Origin of the sequence: Winogradskyella flava (genome assembly GCF_014243395.1) — a bacterium.
GTDB classification, from domain to species: domain Bacteria; phylum Bacteroidota; class Bacteroidia; order Flavobacteriales; family Flavobacteriaceae; genus Winogradskyella; species Winogradskyella flava.
The window spans coordinates 229,583-246,483 of the sequence record NZ_JACLCP010000003.1 but is presented as its reverse complement, the minus strand read 5'-3'; the positions used below and the strand labels follow the sequence as shown (position 1 = coordinate 246,483).

Here is a 16,901-nt window from a genome sequence, read left to right as displayed (position 1 = left end):
TAAATTTAAGACTATGAAAGCTATTAAAAGATTTAAAAGAATTAGTGATTATCATAAAATTGCTAATCTTCCGGCACCTGAACACCCTTTAATCAGTCTTATTGATTATTCACAAGTTCAGTATCCAGAAGATATTAGTGAATTAAAATGGACTCAAGATTATTATACAATTGGTTTAAAACGAAATATAGCTTATAAATTTTTCTATGGCCAGCAAGAATATGATTTTGATGAAGGCTTGATGACGTTTGTCGCCCCTGATCAAGTCATGAGCCTTGAAAGCAATCCCAATATAGGACACAAACCCTCTGGCTGGTTATTATTGGTTCATCCAGACTTTTTATGGAATACAGGTTTGACAAAACAGATCAAGCAATATGAATTCTTTGGATACACCATAAATGAAGCACTGTTCTTATCTGAAAAAGAAGAACATATGATAACAGATTTACTTAACAATATTAAGCGTGAGTATCAATCTAATCTTGACAAATTCAGTCAAAAAATAATTATTTCACAGTTAGAATTATTGCTCAACTATGCTGAACGTTTTTATGAACGCCAATTCATTACTAGGAAAATTCTAAATCACAGAACACTTGATGAATTAGAAGCCCTATTGAACAATTATTTTAAGGAAGATCGTTTAACAGAAAGGGGATTACCCAGTGTGCAATGGATTGCAGATCAGTTGAGTCTTTCTCCAAATTACCTGAGCAGCATGTTAAAATCTTTGACTGGGATGAGCACCCAACAACACATTCACCAAACAGTTATAAATAAAGCCAAAGAACAACTATCTTCAACTTTACTATCTGTAAGTGAAATAGCCTATAATTTAGGATTTGAAAGGCCTGCCTCCTTTAATAAATTATTTAAAAAGAAAACCGAAATGTCGCCTTTGGAATTCAGAAAAACTTTCAATTGAAGAGAAACTGAAAATCCTAAATGTATCAATTAAAATCTTACATGCTTAGGACAACACGCTTTGAAAGTTGCAAATAAAATTTTAGATTAAATCCACAAGATATTATACTTCCTTTTGTATTTTTAAACATCTAAAGTTTTAGGCCTTTATGGCAGATATAGATTCACTTGTAAAACGATTTCAAAATAAAGACCAAGTGGCATTTGAGACCTTGTATCAAATGTACAGCGCTAGTATGCATGGTGTTATTTACAATATTGTTAAAGATCCAGACATTTCTCAAGAGTTAATGCAAGATGTATTTATTAAAGCTTGGCAAAAGGCGGAATCCTATTCGCCTCAAAAAGGACGTTTTTTTACTTGGTTGATTAATATCGCAAGAAACGCTGCTATAGATAAAACAAGATCAAAGGCTTACAGGCAATCTAGACAAAACCTCGATGCTGATAATTTCGTAGATATTATATCAAGTCATGATAATTTAGATAGCAGTACAGATGCTATCGGAATTAAAAAGTTTGTCACTAACCTCGGCCAAAAATGTAAAGATGTGATTGAACTCTTGTATTTTAAAGGGTTTACCCAAAAGGAAGCTTCGGAAGAGCTAAACATGCCTATTGGCACTATAAAAACAAGAAATAGAAACTGTATTCAACAATTAAGGGATATGGTATTGTAATATGGATATAAAAGCATACATAGCATCTGGTATTTTAGAGCTGTACGTGGCTGGCCAATTGTCTGAAAAAGAGAATCAGGAGGTTTATGAGTTGATGCAACAACATCCTGAAATAAAGCAAGAAGTGTTAGAGATTGAAGCCGCTGTGATAAAATTGACGGCTGCAGCTTCACCAAAAACGGTCGGCTTTAACATCATTAAAGACCAATTGGGAGATAGCGACGCTAAAGTGGTGGATTTAAAACCTAAGAAACGTGGCTGGATAGCTTATACAGGTTGGGCCGCTTCTATCCTACTTGCTGTTGGCTTACTATGGACCTTAAATAATAAATCCCAAGTTGAGGAAGAGTTGCAATCTGTCTCTATAGAGAAGCAATATCTCGAAATACAAATCGAAGACGCCAGAGATAATTTAGCGGCTACTAAAAATTTGCTCGATGCCATACGCGATAAGAATATTATTGCGGTGCCATTAGGCGGCCAAGGCGATTATGCAGCTTCATATGCTAAAGTCTACTGGAACAAAGCCGACAATACCATTTACTTAGATGGTGAAGGTTTACCAAACGCACCAGAAGGTAAAGTATGGCAAGTCTGGTCGTTGACCCTAAATCCATTAACACCAACCAGTTTAGGCACTATAGACGACTTTAATACCGACGATAATAAAATCTTTGCCATTGCGAACGCCAATGAGAGCCAAGCATTTGGTATTACTCTAGAACCTGAAGGTGGTAGTGAAAGCCCAACTATGGAACAATTGTATACGCTTGGTGTTGTGGCTTCTGCACCTTAAAATTCCACAAAAAATACGTAATGTTACGTATAGTATCGCCAGGCGCTTTTACATATTTTTGGTAATTGAAAAATGCAACTAAAACGAGTTGTTATCCCGACGTATCGTCCTTTAAACGACGCTATCTGTTTTGATATAACAAGTTGTGCGTAATTTAAACGAACATCTGACTTCATTCAATATTATGAATAAAACTTGCTCTTCCTTTCAAACTGAAAAACTTACTGTTCTATATTATTAAATTATATTTACGCATATACATTTAAATGGATTTTTCAGTTTTAGGAATAACAACAATATTTATATTATTCATTTCTCTTTTGTTAGCATTATTTGTTTTAACAGTTAAAACAAATAGCAAAAAAGCGAATAGATTTTTAGGTGTTTATTTTTTAATTTTTGCAATTCATATTAGTGTTTTCTTTTATTCTAAATATATTACTTTACCATCTATTTTAGAAATGCTTCGCGACCATATTGCTTTTTTCACAAGCCCTTTGTTATTTTTATACATAATATCTTCTATATATTCAGATTTCAAGTTAAAGCCTAATCATCTATTGCATTTACTCCCATTTATAGTTCAAATACTAATCTTTTCACCAAGATTCTATTTTGCAAATATAAACACAAGAAACTTTTTACTTGAAAATTTGAACAACACCATAGAAGGAAAGTTATCCATAATTTTCGGGTTGTTTATCGCTTTTTTTTATTTAACTGCGATGTTTTTAGAATTAAGAAAATACAAACAATTATTGTTAGAGAATTATTCAAATAAGTCTGCTTTTAACTACAAATGGCTTTATCAATTACTTATTTTATTAAGCATTATTTTTTGCTTTTCATTTTTTAAACAAACCTATAAATTTTTCGGAACGAATGTTGAAATTTTAAATATTTTAAGAGTAATTCTCACATTGACATTACTAGTTTTTTTAACTTGGATAGTTTTAAAAAGCATGTATTATCCAGACCTTTTTAGAAATATTAATTCAGAACATACATTAGCAAAAAAAATATTAATAGAAGACAGTATAACTAATAAGTCAGAAAAAGATAGCAGAGAAGATATTAGTAGATTGTTAGAATTTATGGAAACCGAAGAGCCCTACCTTGATGCTACTTTAACACTACAAAAACTTGCGGATAAAATAGAATTGCCAAATCGTGATGTATCAATTATGATTAATCATAATTTGAATCAACATTTTTTCGATTTTATAAATCAATTTAGAATACAAAAAGCACAAAACATTCTTTTAAACCCAAAAAACAATCAGTTAACTATACAACAAATTATGTATGAAGTAGGATTTAATTCTAAATCTTCCTTTTATACAGCGTTTAAAAAACAAACAGGTGTAACACCATCAGAATATAGAAAAACACATAATAGCTTAACATAAAAGGGTTCGACTTTATGTAATCGAACTATATTTGATCATAAGTTGTCTTCATTTGTAAAAATTCAAAATTATTTAATAGAATGAAAAATATTTTTACAAAAGCGTTAGTGCTATTTCTTATCTACTCAAGTTGTAAATCTCAAAATAGAAAATCAAATAAGGTAATAGTACACAGTAATACATCTGTTGAAATCTACAATGATGCAATCGGTAAAGAAATAAAGCAAATCATAGATAAAAATGCTAAAGAAATTTTAAAAGATTCTTTAATAAATTCTTTATCAATTGGTCTTTACATAAACAATGTTTCTTTTGCATTCAATTATGGAGAATTAACAAAAGGAAAAGGAGATATTCCTACAAATAAAACCATATATGAAATTGCTTCAGTTACGAAAACGTTTACTGGTACATTAGCAGCAAAAGCTGTTTTAGAAGGAAAACTGACTTTAGAAGATGATATAAGAAACTATTTATCAAAACCGTATCGTAATTTAGAATATAAAGGAGAACCTATTAAAATTAAACATTTATTAACTCATACTAGTGGATTACCAGGAGATGTAATAACTCTGGGCACTGAAATAAATCAAAATTCAGATGAAATAGGATTTAATAAAATAGTTGTTGCTCACGAAAACAAAAAAACAAAAGCAGTATTTTTTGAAAGCCTTTCCAAAATTAATTTAACAGAAAAACCTGGAACTATATTTAACTATTCAAATGCAGGAACAAATTTAATGGGATATATTTTAGAAAAAGTCTATAAAAAACCCTTTCAAAAATTAATAATGAATGAAATAGTTTCAGAGGCACAAATGGAAGATACTTATTTCAATGTTCCTAAAAACAAACAACCTAGACTGGCAAATGGTTATTTATTAGGAAAACCAATGCCTAAAACTAAATTAGCCAATACACTTTGGGGAGCAGAAGGAGCTTTAAAGTCGACAACATCAGATATACTAAAGTATATTAGTTATCAGTTTAAAAACAATGCTATTGTTAAGGAATCTCATAAAAAAATATTCGAAGCTGGTCCTGATTATTGGATATGTTATTTTTGGTGGAGTATAGAAGACCAAAATTACGATTTGCATTTTAGACACGATGGCGGAATCTCAAGAGCAAAAAATGTTTTAGCTATTTTTCCTGAAAAGAAAATAGGAATATCAATTATAACCAATGAATCTTCAATTCGTATAAATCAAAAACTAAATGATTTGATGCATAATATTTATAACGAACTTAAATAATTATTTTTATCTGAATTAAAACAAGTGATAATGAAAACACCTCATAAGTTATTCTTTTTACTCTTCCTGATTATATTTAGTAACAAGTCCCTTTCACAAAAGATAGTTGAACATTACAAGCCTTTAAAAAATGACAGTTTAAGAATTGGAACAGGAGAAAATGACTTTTTGCCGTTTATTCAAAAAGGATATACCTTAATGCTTCCTGAAAATAAGAACATAAAAGGTGTGCTTGTTTTTCTCGAAGATTCAAAGTATGATAAAAAGAATAAGAGCTCAAAGCAGATGTATAATCAAGCATCTGAAAATGACTTCGCGGTATTGTCAATTTCAACTGAAATCCCTTTAGACTTTTACTTTTCTAAATCATCTGTGAATTATACTCATAATTTAATTCAAGAGGTATTTAATAAACATAATTTACCTAATGAAAATATTTTTTTTTTAGGAACAAGTTTAGTAGGACACAGAGCGATGAAATATATTGAATTTATCAAAAAAAGAGATTATGATTTTCAGATTAACATAAAAGGAGTTGTTATATGTGATTTCACATTAGATTGGGCAAGAAAATGGCATCAACACAAACGAGATATAAAAATCAATCGATTTGATCTTTGGGAGCCAATATTTATGAATTTTATGTTGGAAACTTATTTAAAAGGTACGCCCAAAACTGCTCAAGATAATTACCACAATTTCTCTACTTATAGCTACTCTGATGGAAATAATGAAAATGTTAAGTTTTACAAAAATTATGCTGTTAGAGCTTATGTAGAGCCTAAAATAAAATACAGACTAAAAAAGTACTACAGAACATTATATGAAAACAATACGACTGACATAGTTGGGTTTTTAGCTGAATTAGAACTTGCTGGAAATGAAAATACAGAATTAATTGTTTTACAACCAGAATATAATCCATCCGAAAATCGGAATACACAGACAACTTGGAATGAAATAAATAAAGATGAATTAATGGATTGGATAAATAAGCAAACAGAAAAATAACTACGCACAACAACGTATAAAAAAAATAGGGCAAAAAGTACTTAATCGGATGGTCTGTGTGTATTTGCCAAGTAGCCAAACTTTTAAATTTGGTATATTTAAAAGGAGAAAAGATAATTAACAAAATTTAAAAATTCGGCTCTGTGTTAATCCGAAAGAATAGCGTCTTTTTACACGCTACGTTTCATACACAAAACCGATGATGTCGAATACGCCTGCGGCGAACATTTGAAAATGAAGCTACAAAAAGCAATTTTCCATACCTTTTTATTTATTCTTTTTTTAGAGTTAATCGGAATTTGGATTCTGTTAATTCCTGATGAAATGGAAAGTGCTAGTTTGATAAAAGCTTCCCATTTTATTAACTCGATTATTACTTTATTTTTTTTAGTATTGATATTTATATCGCTTAAGCAATCAGATTTATTAAAATACAATAAACCAGAACCCAAATATTATTTTATTGCTCTAGTATCTGGAATTGGATTTGTTTTCTTTCAATCCATTCTGAATATAATATATTACCAAGAATTATTATTTAATTATAATTTTACCTTAGAGCGTTTAACTTCCTTGAGTATAATAGCTTCGATTATCTTCGTACCTCTCACTGAAGAGTTATTCTTTCGGAATTATTTGCTTCGTAGATTATTGGAAAAGTACAAGCCCATAAAAGCTATATTTATATCATCTTTGTTATTTGCTTTTATTCATATTCCATTCGTTTCATTATTTTTTGAGTTCATGGATTTCAGTTTCCATCATGCATTTATCGCTTTGTTTGGTGGGCTAATAGCTGGAATTTTATTTTATAAATCGAAATCTATTATTCCACCAATAATTTTCCATGTTTTTTGGAACTTAACAAGTTATATTACTTAAAAACGACAGGCCAACAATGTCCATAGTTCATTGCGACTGAATTCCTAATCAGAATTGCTTCGCCAGTTCGCTATGCTCGTGTCTCGCGGATTTCCTATTCGGTTTGTATTTGCTAATTTAGTTCCTGAAACACACAACGAAATCATTCACAAACACGTTGTAAAACATTAAGAAAATGACTGCTTTTCATTATAAGGCTTTTAAACTGACCGAAGATGAGTCTTCTGTAAAGTATAATTTGAACACAGATTTTTTTCTTGACCCAAATGATTTTATTGAAGTTATAATTAGAAAAAAAGACTTAAAAGTCTTGAATTATGATTATATCAAGGACTTGCCAGATTTTCAAATTTCTGAGAAGCCATTAAATTGGTTAAGAGCAAAATGTACAGATGACAGAATTGTTTTTAAAGAAAAGCTAAGACATTTAGCATAGAATTAAAATTGGAATGAACCAACAGAAAATAGATAATATTTTTGCGCTTAACTCAAAAGAGAGATATGGATACCTATTGCGAAAAATAGTACTACAATACAGTGACTATAATTATCTTAGCTATAAATCATAATCCCTTAAAAAACGCCCACACTCTCATGCAGGCGTTTCAACTAACAAAAAAACTCAAAAAATATCACGCATTCTCATGATACCGATTAACTGTAATCAGCAGTTAATCTTTCTTGCTAGCAACCAATCAACCAAACTTAATTTGCTTCCCTTCAAACTAAGAGCTGACGCCCTAACTTTTTAAAAATTATAGGTTATACTGCCTTTAATAAAAAATGGTGTTCCTGGTGTAAAATGAATTTCCTCTACAGATTGTGCTTCATTCTGTAAGCGCGATTCTGTAGCAAATTGGGTTTCGTTCCAGTCCACATCAAACAGATTCTCTACAGCTAAACCCAAGGTTATATTTTTCAGTTTATAATTAATATTAAAATCGGTAACGAAATAGCCTTCAGCTACAATGCTATTATCGGCATTGGCTGGTCTGTCATCTAAATACCTAAAGCGTAATCCTCCAGAAAAACCATCGAAATCATTAATTGATAGGCCACCTGTCAATGTAAAATCTGGAGCTAATGGTATATAGTTTTGGCCATCGGGATCTTCTATACTTCTTGCATTTGTATAGGTTGCATCCGTATCCAAAAACAACCAATCGTTCAGCTGATAGCGCAAACCTAAATCAACGCCGTAGCGTCGTGTTTTACCACTTGGCTCTACAATACCAGCATCACCGACGTAGACAAACTCTTGTTCTAAGAACAAATACCATAAGGCAGAATTCACTACCAGCTTAGGAAATGGTTTCCAAACACTTCCAAAATCGGCACCATAAGAACGCGGTAAAATAGCTTCGCCTTCATTAGCTACCACTACTCTAGCATCATTAGAATGAAATCCTAAGCCAGACTTAAGATATAGCTGTAAGTTGTCTGCGGCATTGTAAAAGACATTCAACTTAGGGCTTAAAATCGTCTTGGTTTTTGACTGTGTTTCGTAATTGGTCTGCAACTGATCGTTGTACATAAACTTAAAATAATCTAAGCGCAACGCAGGAGCAATTTTAAAATCACCAAATTCAAATTCAGCATTCACAAAGGCATCAATATTAGTCTGATTGATATCGCCTAGTTGAATATTTTCTAGCGTTTCAGTTCTATTCAATGTTCTTGATAATTCAACGTCATCAACCATATCGTGTCTTAGACCTAAACCTGTTGTTAAGCGTAATTCGGTCTCACCTAAAATCGAGGTGTAACTTAATAATGTATTGGCACCAAAAATTTGGCGATTTTCCTTCTGCTTAATCTGGTCGCCATTCACCGGATCTTCCAAAAAGAATGTGAAGTTAGAATAGAGCTCAAAATCGTAATGCGAATAAAAGGCATTGGCGCTTAGCTTCGTATCGTCAGAAATGTACGTATCATAAGTGACATTAAAATTAGTACGTTCCGTTTCACCACCTTCAGTATCATCGATAGCACCAAAACGTGCAATGTTACCATTATCCACTTCTCGTTGTGGTATTTGTCCGGACGCATCCCAACGGCTTGTAAAGTGTGAGGCAGTCAACGTAAGCTTATCGTTTTCTGGTGTGTAAACGACATACTTACCAAACAAATTCAAGCGGTTAAAATTCTGAGGCGAATCAAACGGTCCATCTGTTGCGATATATTCCATGGCAACATATGCATTCTGGTTTTTGATATTATCTAATAGATTAAATAAACCTACAGTTCGCAACGTGTTGAATTGACCTGCAGAAAAAGAAATCTGACTCTCTTTTAAATAATCTTTGGTTTTAAAATTTACGTAACCAGCAGTATTGAAATCACCTTCTGAAGCATAATAAGCGCCTTTACCAAAATCGATTTTATTCACGGTTTCCGGAATCACAAAGTGTAAATCACTATAGCCTTGACCATGGGCATGAGACACCATATTTACTGGCATACCATCGACACCAATAGTGACATCCGTACCATGATCTACATCGAAGCCTCGTAGAAAAATTTGCTCCGCTTTTCCGCCACCAGCATGCTGACCAATAATTAAACCAGGTACTTTCCGCAATACTTCTTGCGAAGAATTCACAGGCGTGATATTGAGGTCCAATCGCGATATGGTGCTAACCGTATTTAATTCTTCTTCAATAACCATTTCATCTAGTTGAAAGGCTTTTTCCTGAAGCACGATTTGCAAATCATCTCTTAATAACACCTTAATCATTTGTGTTTTGTAACCCAAAAGTCCAACACGCAGTGAATCTCCTAGTTTTGATTCCGTAATCACAAAGACGCCATTCTCAGAGGAATGCGCATGTGTTTCGGAATTAAGGTTATAAACATATGCTGCTTCTAACGGTTGATTACGTTCATTAACCACAATACCCTTAATACTTTGGGCCCTTGCGATCATAGCAAAACAACCCAATACGATTAGTGCTAGGATTTGCTTTGCCATCATTAAAGCTGTTTGATTTTTTGTTCCATAGTAGGTCCAAGTTCATAGAGACTTGCCACTAACTCACCTTTTAATGCTTTTACTTTATCCATTTTTCCAACGGCTTTATAGATTTCAGCAATATGATATAGCACATCTGGCTCGGATGTGGCGCCATCAACATAGTCCTCTATAATAGCGTTGGCTTTTTCTACGTCTGCATTTTTAAAATAGCTCCAAGCCAATAAATCGTATGATTGAGGCGTAGGCCTGTTTTCAACCTCTTGCATCGCTATCTCTATAGCTTGTTTTGATAGAAGCATATCTTCTGTATAGACCATGATATTATAGGTATTATACATATCACCATAGTGCTTGTTTTCCACAGCTTTTTGATAGCTGGCCAAGGCAGTGGATTTTAATTTTTTGTCATTGATATGTCCTGCAATTTCTGCTTTAAGTAAATCATAATCTGGTGCATTGAAGTAAGTAGAAATATGATCTAGTATTTTTAATGCTTCCTCTGAATTATTTTCATGAGAAAATAAAATCCATGCAATTCCTTTTTTAGCATAAGCATCATTAGGATCTAATTTCAAAGCTTTTAAATAAAATCTATAGGATTTTTCAATTTCACCAGCATGACCATAGAAATCTGCTAAGTTTGTATAAGACCATTGCATTGTGCCTTTGAGCTTTGAAGCTTCAGCAATCAAAGCTGCTTTTTCCATTGTTACAATAGCTTCGTCTAAATTTCCATTGTGATCTTCCCATTTTGCTGAGCGGATGAGATAATCAAAATCAGATGTGTTTTTTATTTGTTTCAAATACGCTTCTGCTGCTATGTAATTGCCCAATTCTAGATGTACATCAAATAGCATTTTTTTTGTACCATTTAGCTTTTCGCCATTAGCTTCCGCTTTTTTCAATAATTCTAAAGCTTCCTTAAAACGATGTTGGGAGATATAATTTATAGCCAAACTTTTTAAGTGTGAAGCATAAATACCGTTAGTGATTTCGATAGCCTTAACCAAATCCTCTTCGGCTTTTTTAAGATAACCGATGTCGCCTGTAGCATTAAATAGTTGCGTGTACGAATTGGCACGCTTGGTTAAGTATGGAAATTGATTTGGTGTGGTTTCTAGTTTATTGGTCCAAAGTTGCGCACTAGATAATAATTCCGTTTTATCAAATTCGGTAGATAAATAAGTATTATAATCTTTTAGTTGTGTAACTCTATTAGTATTGCATCCGAAAATAAATACAATTAAAATTAAAGGAAAGCTATGGTTGAGTTTCATGATTTTTGAGTTTTTTTTAGTTTTAAAATAATTCTGAAGTAAGATGTAATTACCTTACTTCAGAATTTGGATTCACTATCTTACCAGGGAGAAGCCAAGTAAGGAAATGATGTTAGGAACGGCTTATCATTGGCATCGACATTATCGTTAGACAAGCCTGGATTCTCCGTAAAATCCTCACCACCAAAGATTAGTAGCAATTCTATAGTTATGACATCATCAGCTAAAGCTCTACCTGTTAGGGTTGCGCCTGTATTTGGATTAAAAAATGTTGTTTCACCATCTAAAGACACATTAAGTACATCTGTGGCTAACAAACCTGTAAAGGTTGGAGCATCTAATCCTAAAGCATTGGCATCACCAGGATTGGCATACGCTGGGCTCAATGCCGTTAGGTTGTTTTCAAACATCGCCTGAAATGAGGCATTCTGTTGAGAAGGTACCGTAGTATTGAAAGTATCTTTCATGCCTGAAGACACAAATACTGTATTTACAGCTGGTCTACCCATTTGGTCTTGCTGTGCGTAAGTTCCTGAGAAATCTGGCCCAGTTGGACCTCCATTGTTATCGTCGTCATTACTGCAATTGTAAGCTGTCATTGTCACTAATATTGCAACAGCAAATAGTTTTATATTATTTAATTTCATCTGTTCTCGGTTTTAAGATTTTTAGATTATTGTCTTCTTTTAGATTCTACCCAAGTATTAATAGTACCAGAGCCACCTATCATAGATTTTGGTACTTCTACTACAATGGATAATACATTAGAGCCTGCAAAGGTGTCTGTACCTGGATTATTAAAACTGGCAGCATTTCCCCCTATGATCTGTCCATACTGGGCAAAGTCCATAAAGAAAGGATCATCTCTCGGTCCAGCAAATGCCATCATACCGCCAGAAGAAGCTACAATAGCCGATTGTCCATAAGGTGTAATATCCACAACAACTTGATTAGCAGTATTGCTAACAATGGTGCTGTTTAAACCTGTTTGAACTGGTGCCGTTGGCCCAAATACATACATTTTACCATCTCTGGCAATGGCTTGAATAACTAAATCTTCAACATTGTCACCAGTGTTGTCTATATTAAATTCAATCATTACATTTTCATCAAAGGCAGCATTTTGTGTATCACTACCAGAGCCCAAAAGACCTTGTATGTTAGCTACAAACGCAATATTTGATGTGTTTTCGCCTTGAAAGGCATAAAAGTCAGTGATATCACTTGTACCACCTTGTACCGCAGGCGCATCAATATGATCGGCCGCAATGGCAACAAAAGTTGCAATACCAAGTATTGCTGTTGCGATTAAAAATTTTGTTTTTTTCATAATTTTGAGATTTTGTTAATTATTTTTTGTCTCTGCACTACCTACGAGAAAATGGTAAGGGTGGTTTTATATTTTTTTGAAAAAATTTAAAATGCCAGAAATTTTAAGAGATAAAAAGTATCTTTATACTATAAAAAATTGACTATGAATCCATCGGCTAGCGGCTGGATAAAAAAATTACTTTTAGAAGTTTCTGAGTCAAGTTATGCTCAGGTAGGGACTGTTGAGTTTTATAGGCTGCTAAAGCGGACTGGCTTTATCTATGGAAGCAACATCGGTGTTGTTTTAGATATCGTAAAGGCTTTGGATCTTACGGATGAGGAACGTTGTAAAATCAATTTACTACTTACCTTTTCTTTCGTTCATAGGAAGCATAACACTAGCGAAGATTTCACAGAAAGTCTTATTAGATACTATAAAGCTATAGGTAATAAAAAGCGTTCTTTTTTTGAAGAATTATTTAGTGATAACAAACCTGATAGTTTGTTAGAAAAAATGATACATAAGCGCATTCATATTGATGACAATATTATTACGAAGAGTTTTAATTATTTCTTAATCAATGCCCTATTATTTGTTGATGTATTAGGCTATCACAAATTTTTAAATGATAAAAACAACATTAGAAACTACGTTAGAGATTTAGAATCTTCTTTAGAAACCATAGTCTTTTCAGCCATTGATGCAAAGTCTGAAAAATCTAAATACGACGATAATCTTTTAAAGCTTTTTCAAGAATCTGTTCGCCATAAAAATTTGGAATTACCTTCATATAATGATGCTATAGCGCACATTGCAACACCATTAGAAAAGCTATATCTCATCGACTTGATTTGCATGGCGTCTTGGAGCGATAAAATCATTAATCAAGAAGAGCGTGATTTTCTAAATCAACTAAGAAAAGATTTAGATCTTAATGATGAAGACATTACGCAATCCGTAGATGATATTAATGTCTTTTATGAGGCACATAAAGACAAGGTGGCTTTTTTACAATCTAAAAATCTGGCACAAAGTTTTTATGAAAATAGTAGTAAGGTGGTTTCAAAATTAATTAAGCGCAACAGTAGACGGCTTACCAAAGAATTATCTCAAAGTAAGGAAGCCATGTTCCTTTTGGCGCAATCCACAACTCGAGATTTAACTGATGAAGAGCAAAAGAAAATTCAAAATCAGTTGTTAGACATTTTTAAATCCATACCTAGTTTAGCCATTTTTATGTTGCCTGGTGGTATGCTTTTATTACCACTATTTGTAAAATTTATACCTAAGCTATTACCTTCGGCCTTTGATGACAATAGAATTGAAGAAGACTAAGTTGTAAATTTTTGATAGAAATAGGCACTCATAAACATGAGATTGAATTATGATAATGAACTATTACATTGTGTTTAAGATAGACCGATCTGTAGATTTATATACCATAAAAAAAGCCCTAGCTGTACTGAGCTAGGACTTTTAAAAATTGGAGTGCTTATTAATCTTATTTTTTCTTTTGCCTCGCTTTGTAAGCTTTCTTAACTTTTCTAAAGTTTTCTTTGGTTACCTTTTCACCAGTCGCAATATAGTGCTCAATTGAAATGGCATAATCTCTAATCAATCTTTTAAATTTCCCTTTGGCAAAGGCCCCCATAAATGCCGGCTTTGTTCTATACTCCATATTAAACACAAAACGACAAGACCCATCATCGATAGGCTCTACTTTATAAATACCTCTTGTATACTTTGGATCTACAGGAAATTTATCCGCTTGAAATACTTGATTTATGAAAGTCATATTTTCAGGATCATAGGACAGCATGCGTTCCTTTAATAATCTTGTCTGCTTTTTATTAAAATAACAAACACGCTCTGCACCCTCCTCTGCTTTGAGAGACCCATTGACATAATCCGAAGACATAATTTTTGGATGAGAATAGGCGACTGCACCATAATCCACTCCAACTATTTTCCATACCTCTTCTGCACTATGAGGAATGACCTTACTAACCGTAAATTTTTGAACTTTCTTTTGAGCCACTGCTTCTTGAGCAGAAACAACAACTAATAACAATACCATAATAATTGATAATTTTTGATTCTTAAACATAATCTTGAGATTTAAATTCTTACTACTCAAAATTAGTTTTTCAATCACGTGTTGAATTTCAAAAAAAGGTCAATTAGTTATTGTTTTGGCTCACTCTGTAGGCTGTAGGGGAACAGCCAAATTGATCTTGGAATGAGTTAGAAAAATGAGCCACTTCAGAGAAGCCACAATTAAAAGCGATCTCGCCTATACGCTCATTTGTACTAATAATCAGTTTCGCCGCACGCTCCAGTTTTCTTCTTTTAAAGTAGCGTCCTGGACTTTCTTTGTATACCTTGTTGAATTCGCGTTTAAAAGAAGACAAACTTACACCATGAAGCAGTGCAAGTTCGTCTAAACTTAAATTATTATAAATATTAGCTTCAACTAATTCCTTAAAAGAATACTCCGTCGGTGTAAACAAGCTCGCTAGTAACCCTTTCATCGAACCAGACTTATCTGTATTTACAAGCAAAAGAATTATTTCCTTGAGTTTTAGTTTTAATAACTCATCATTAACCAAATCTGGATTTTCAAAATAAAACTGTAAACTATTAATGTAATTCTTTAGAAGTCTACTCGATTTTACTTTTTCTATACAAGTAGGTTGAATATCCTTGACAGACTTAAAAAATTCTGGTAATTCCTTATCGTATAGCTTTTTTAGTACATCTGGATAAAAATGGATAGCGATGGCTTGGCAGAAACTTTGCTCTGTGGTTTCCAGCCAATCATTAAGATAATTCCCGCATTTCATTACAACGGCCTCTTCGGTGCGGAGCATTATATCGGATACTGCTGAAAACACCTTGGATTCTCCCTCGACAGCATATAAAAAACAAGCTTCATTATGCATAATACCAGGTGCTTTCATCGGAGGTTTTAAGACCACACGCTCAAATATGCCTTTTTCAAAAAGTGTAAATTGAAGATGTTCTTTTACCATAGCGCTAAAGGTATTATTTTCAATCCAAGTTGAAAAAAATGGACTTCAAATTAACTAACAAGATTATTGGCAAACGCCTCAATACCCTTTATGCCCATTTGACCTAAGCCATTAAGTGCTTCTCGCACTTGATGATCATCTGTTTCCTCTACTAAATAATTCCAGCTCCAAGTAATTGCTGACGTATGTTCATCGATGGTCTTTACTTGCATTTTACCTTCAATATCCTTAACAGGAAGTAGATGTTGTTTCGGAATAAAATATGAGAAGATTTTATTGACCTGATCTATGTCTAAAATATCTTCTTCAAAACTCCCATCTGCCGTAGCGCAATAGCGTTTGTTGCCGTCAACTCTGCAACTCGTGATTGGTGCTAACCATTTATCTACATCCTTACCTGAACCAACTATTTCCCATACAGTATCGGGATTAGCATTAATTTGTAGCTCTACACTGTGATTTGATCTTTTCATCTTTTCTATAATTTAAAATTGAACTTTTATCTGGTTCAAAATTAAAGTCGTAAAGACAGAAATCTTTTTCAAAAAAGTTCAATTAGTTATAAGAAAAGGTCAATCAGGAGTAAATTATTCCAACCAATTTTTAAAATCTTTTACGCGTTCTCTAGCCACAATAACCTCCTGCTCATTGTAGTGATTAAATTTTATCTGAAGTCTAGAATTGGTATAACTTATGATATCCTTAATGGCATTGATATTCACATAGTACTTTCTGCTAATCCTAAAAAATACATGTGGCTCTAGTTCATCTTCCAACTGATCCAAGGTCATATCCAAAAGATAATTTCTCCCTTCGTTGGTATGCGCGTACGTCCCTTTGTTTTCGCTATAGATGCATTCTATATCTTCAATGTTGATCAACTTTAAATGCTGACCAACTTTCACTGAAAAACGTTTTTTATATTCGCGCTCAATAGGATTTACCAAAAGTTTCTTTATGTCATTGAAGTCTAAGGTTACAGATTGTTTCTGTGGTGCCCTGTCCTTGAATTTATCGACAGCAATTTTCAAATCGTCTTCATCAATAGGTTTCAATAGGTAATCAATACTGTTTAGCTTAAAGGCCTGAAGGGCATATTCATCATAAGCTGTTGTAAAAATAACCGCAGAATTAATATCTACAGCTTCAAAAATCTCAAATGACAAACCATCGCTCAACTGAATATCTAAAAAAATTAAATCCGGATGTTCATTATTTTGAAACCACTCTATAGACTCTTCTACCGAATGTAACATGGTTTCTGCTTTGACCTCTAAAGATTTGAGCATACGTTGTAAACGTCTCGCTGATGGTTTTTCGTCCTCAATTATAATTACATTCATTT

The 16,901-nt window shown here is 33.0% G+C and carries 17 protein-coding genes; 9 read left to right on the top strand and 8 right to left on the bottom strand.

Features of this window, described 5'->3' with window-relative positions; genetic code table 11:
• Positions 1 to 13: 13 nt before the first annotated feature.
• From H7F21_RS11545 to H7F21_RS11510, 8 genes are all read left to right on the top strand, one after another.
• The gene (locus H7F21_RS11545; protein ID WP_185789444.1) at positions 14 to 928 is read left to right on the top strand and encodes a helix-turn-helix domain-containing protein; all 915 of its coding nucleotides are present in this window, start codon (positions 14 to 16) and stop codon (positions 926 to 928) included.
• A 148-nt stretch (positions 929 to 1,076) separates the two neighbouring features.
• Positions 1,077 to 1,607 (top strand): RNA polymerase sigma factor, encoded by a 531-nt coding sequence (locus tag H7F21_RS11540; protein ID WP_185789443.1) that lies wholly within the window; start codon positions 1,077 to 1,079, stop codon positions 1,605 to 1,607.
• 1 nt (position 1,608) lies between these two features.
• Positions 1,609 to 2,403 (top strand): anti-sigma factor, encoded by a 795-nt coding sequence (locus tag H7F21_RS11535; protein ID WP_185789442.1) that lies wholly within the window; start codon positions 1,609 to 1,611, stop codon positions 2,401 to 2,403.
• 266 nt (positions 2,404 to 2,669) lie between these two features.
• Positions 2,670 to 3,812, top strand: a complete 1,143-nt coding sequence (locus tag H7F21_RS11530) for a helix-turn-helix domain-containing protein (protein ID WP_185789441.1) — start codon at positions 2,670 to 2,672, stop codon at positions 3,810 to 3,812.
• Positions 3,813 to 3,892: 80 nt separating this feature from the next.
• Entirely contained in the window at positions 3,893 to 5,068 is a 1,176-nt protein-coding gene (locus tag H7F21_RS11525; RefSeq protein WP_185789440.1) for a serine hydrolase domain-containing protein, read from the top strand.
• Between the two features lie 30 nt (positions 5,069 to 5,098).
• Positions 5,099 to 6,079 (top strand): hypothetical protein, encoded by a 981-nt coding sequence (locus tag H7F21_RS11520; RefSeq protein ID WP_185789439.1) that lies wholly within the window; start codon positions 5,099 to 5,101, stop codon positions 6,077 to 6,079.
• 234 nt (positions 6,080 to 6,313) lie between these two features.
• Positions 6,314 to 6,961: a CPBP family intramembrane glutamic endopeptidase gene (locus H7F21_RS11515; protein ID WP_185789438.1), complete on the top strand. Its 648-nt coding sequence runs from the start codon at positions 6,314 to 6,316 to the stop codon at positions 6,959 to 6,961.
• Positions 6,962 to 7,136: 175 nt separating this feature from the next.
• Entirely contained in the window at positions 7,137 to 7,397 is a 261-nt protein-coding gene (locus H7F21_RS11510; protein ID WP_185789437.1) for a hypothetical protein, read from the top strand.
• A 312-nt stretch (positions 7,398 to 7,709) separates the two neighbouring features.
• Here H7F21_RS11510 and H7F21_RS11505 read toward each other — a convergent pair whose 3' ends face one another.
• From H7F21_RS11505 to H7F21_RS17515, 4 genes are all read right to left on the bottom strand, one after another.
• Positions 7,710 to 9,935 carry a TonB-dependent receptor gene (locus H7F21_RS11505; protein WP_425509963.1) on the bottom strand — a complete coding sequence of 742 codons (2,226 nt, stop codon included), beginning with the start codon at positions 9,933 to 9,935 and terminating at the stop codon, positions 7,710 to 7,712.
• Positions 9,935 to 11,212: a tetratricopeptide repeat protein gene (locus H7F21_RS11500; protein ID WP_185789436.1), complete on the bottom strand. Its 1,278-nt coding sequence runs from the start codon at positions 11,210 to 11,212 to the stop codon at positions 9,935 to 9,937. Before H7F21_RS11500 ends, H7F21_RS11505 begins: the two co-directional genes overlap by 1 nt.
• Positions 11,213 to 11,292: 80 nt before the next feature.
• Positions 11,293 to 11,859: a DUF4331 family protein gene (locus H7F21_RS17520; RefSeq protein WP_185789435.1), complete on the bottom strand. Its 567-nt coding sequence runs from the start codon at positions 11,857 to 11,859 to the stop codon at positions 11,293 to 11,295.
• A gap of 26 nt (positions 11,860 to 11,885) precedes the next feature.
• Positions 11,886 to 12,542: a DUF4331 family protein gene (locus tag H7F21_RS17515; RefSeq protein WP_185789434.1), complete on the bottom strand. Its 657-nt coding sequence runs from the start codon at positions 12,540 to 12,542 to the stop codon at positions 11,886 to 11,888.
• A 144-nt stretch (positions 12,543 to 12,686) separates the two neighbouring features.
• On the opposite strand from H7F21_RS17515, the gene H7F21_RS11485 reads away from it, so the two are divergent.
• A complete protein-coding gene (locus tag H7F21_RS11485) occupies positions 12,687 to 13,859 on the top strand; it encodes an LETM1-related biofilm-associated protein (protein WP_185789433.1) in 1,173 nt (390 codons plus the stop codon).
• Positions 13,860 to 14,025: 166 nt separating this feature from the next.
• On the opposite strand, the gene H7F21_RS11480 is transcribed toward H7F21_RS11485, so the two are convergent.
• The 4 genes from H7F21_RS11480 to H7F21_RS11465 form a co-directional block, all read right to left on the bottom strand.
• Positions 14,026 to 14,631 (bottom strand): SRPBCC family protein, encoded by a 606-nt coding sequence (locus H7F21_RS11480; protein ID WP_185789432.1) that lies wholly within the window; start codon positions 14,629 to 14,631, stop codon positions 14,026 to 14,028.
• Between the two features lie 73 nt (positions 14,632 to 14,704).
• On the bottom strand, positions 14,705 to 15,556 hold the full coding sequence (locus tag H7F21_RS11475) for a helix-turn-helix domain-containing protein (protein ID WP_185789431.1): 852 nt from the start codon (positions 15,554 to 15,556) through the stop codon (positions 14,705 to 14,707).
• Positions 15,557 to 15,606: 50 nt separating this feature from the next.
• Complete coding sequence (locus H7F21_RS11470; protein WP_185789430.1) at positions 15,607 to 16,029, bottom strand: SRPBCC family protein; 423 nt, start codon at positions 16,027 to 16,029, stop codon at positions 15,607 to 15,609.
• A 114-nt stretch (positions 16,030 to 16,143) separates the two neighbouring features.
• Positions 16,144 to 16,899, bottom strand: a complete 756-nt coding sequence (locus H7F21_RS11465) for a LytR/AlgR family response regulator transcription factor (protein ID WP_185789429.1) — start codon at positions 16,897 to 16,899, stop codon at positions 16,144 to 16,146.
• Between the last annotated feature and the right edge of the window lie 2 nt (positions 16,900 to 16,901).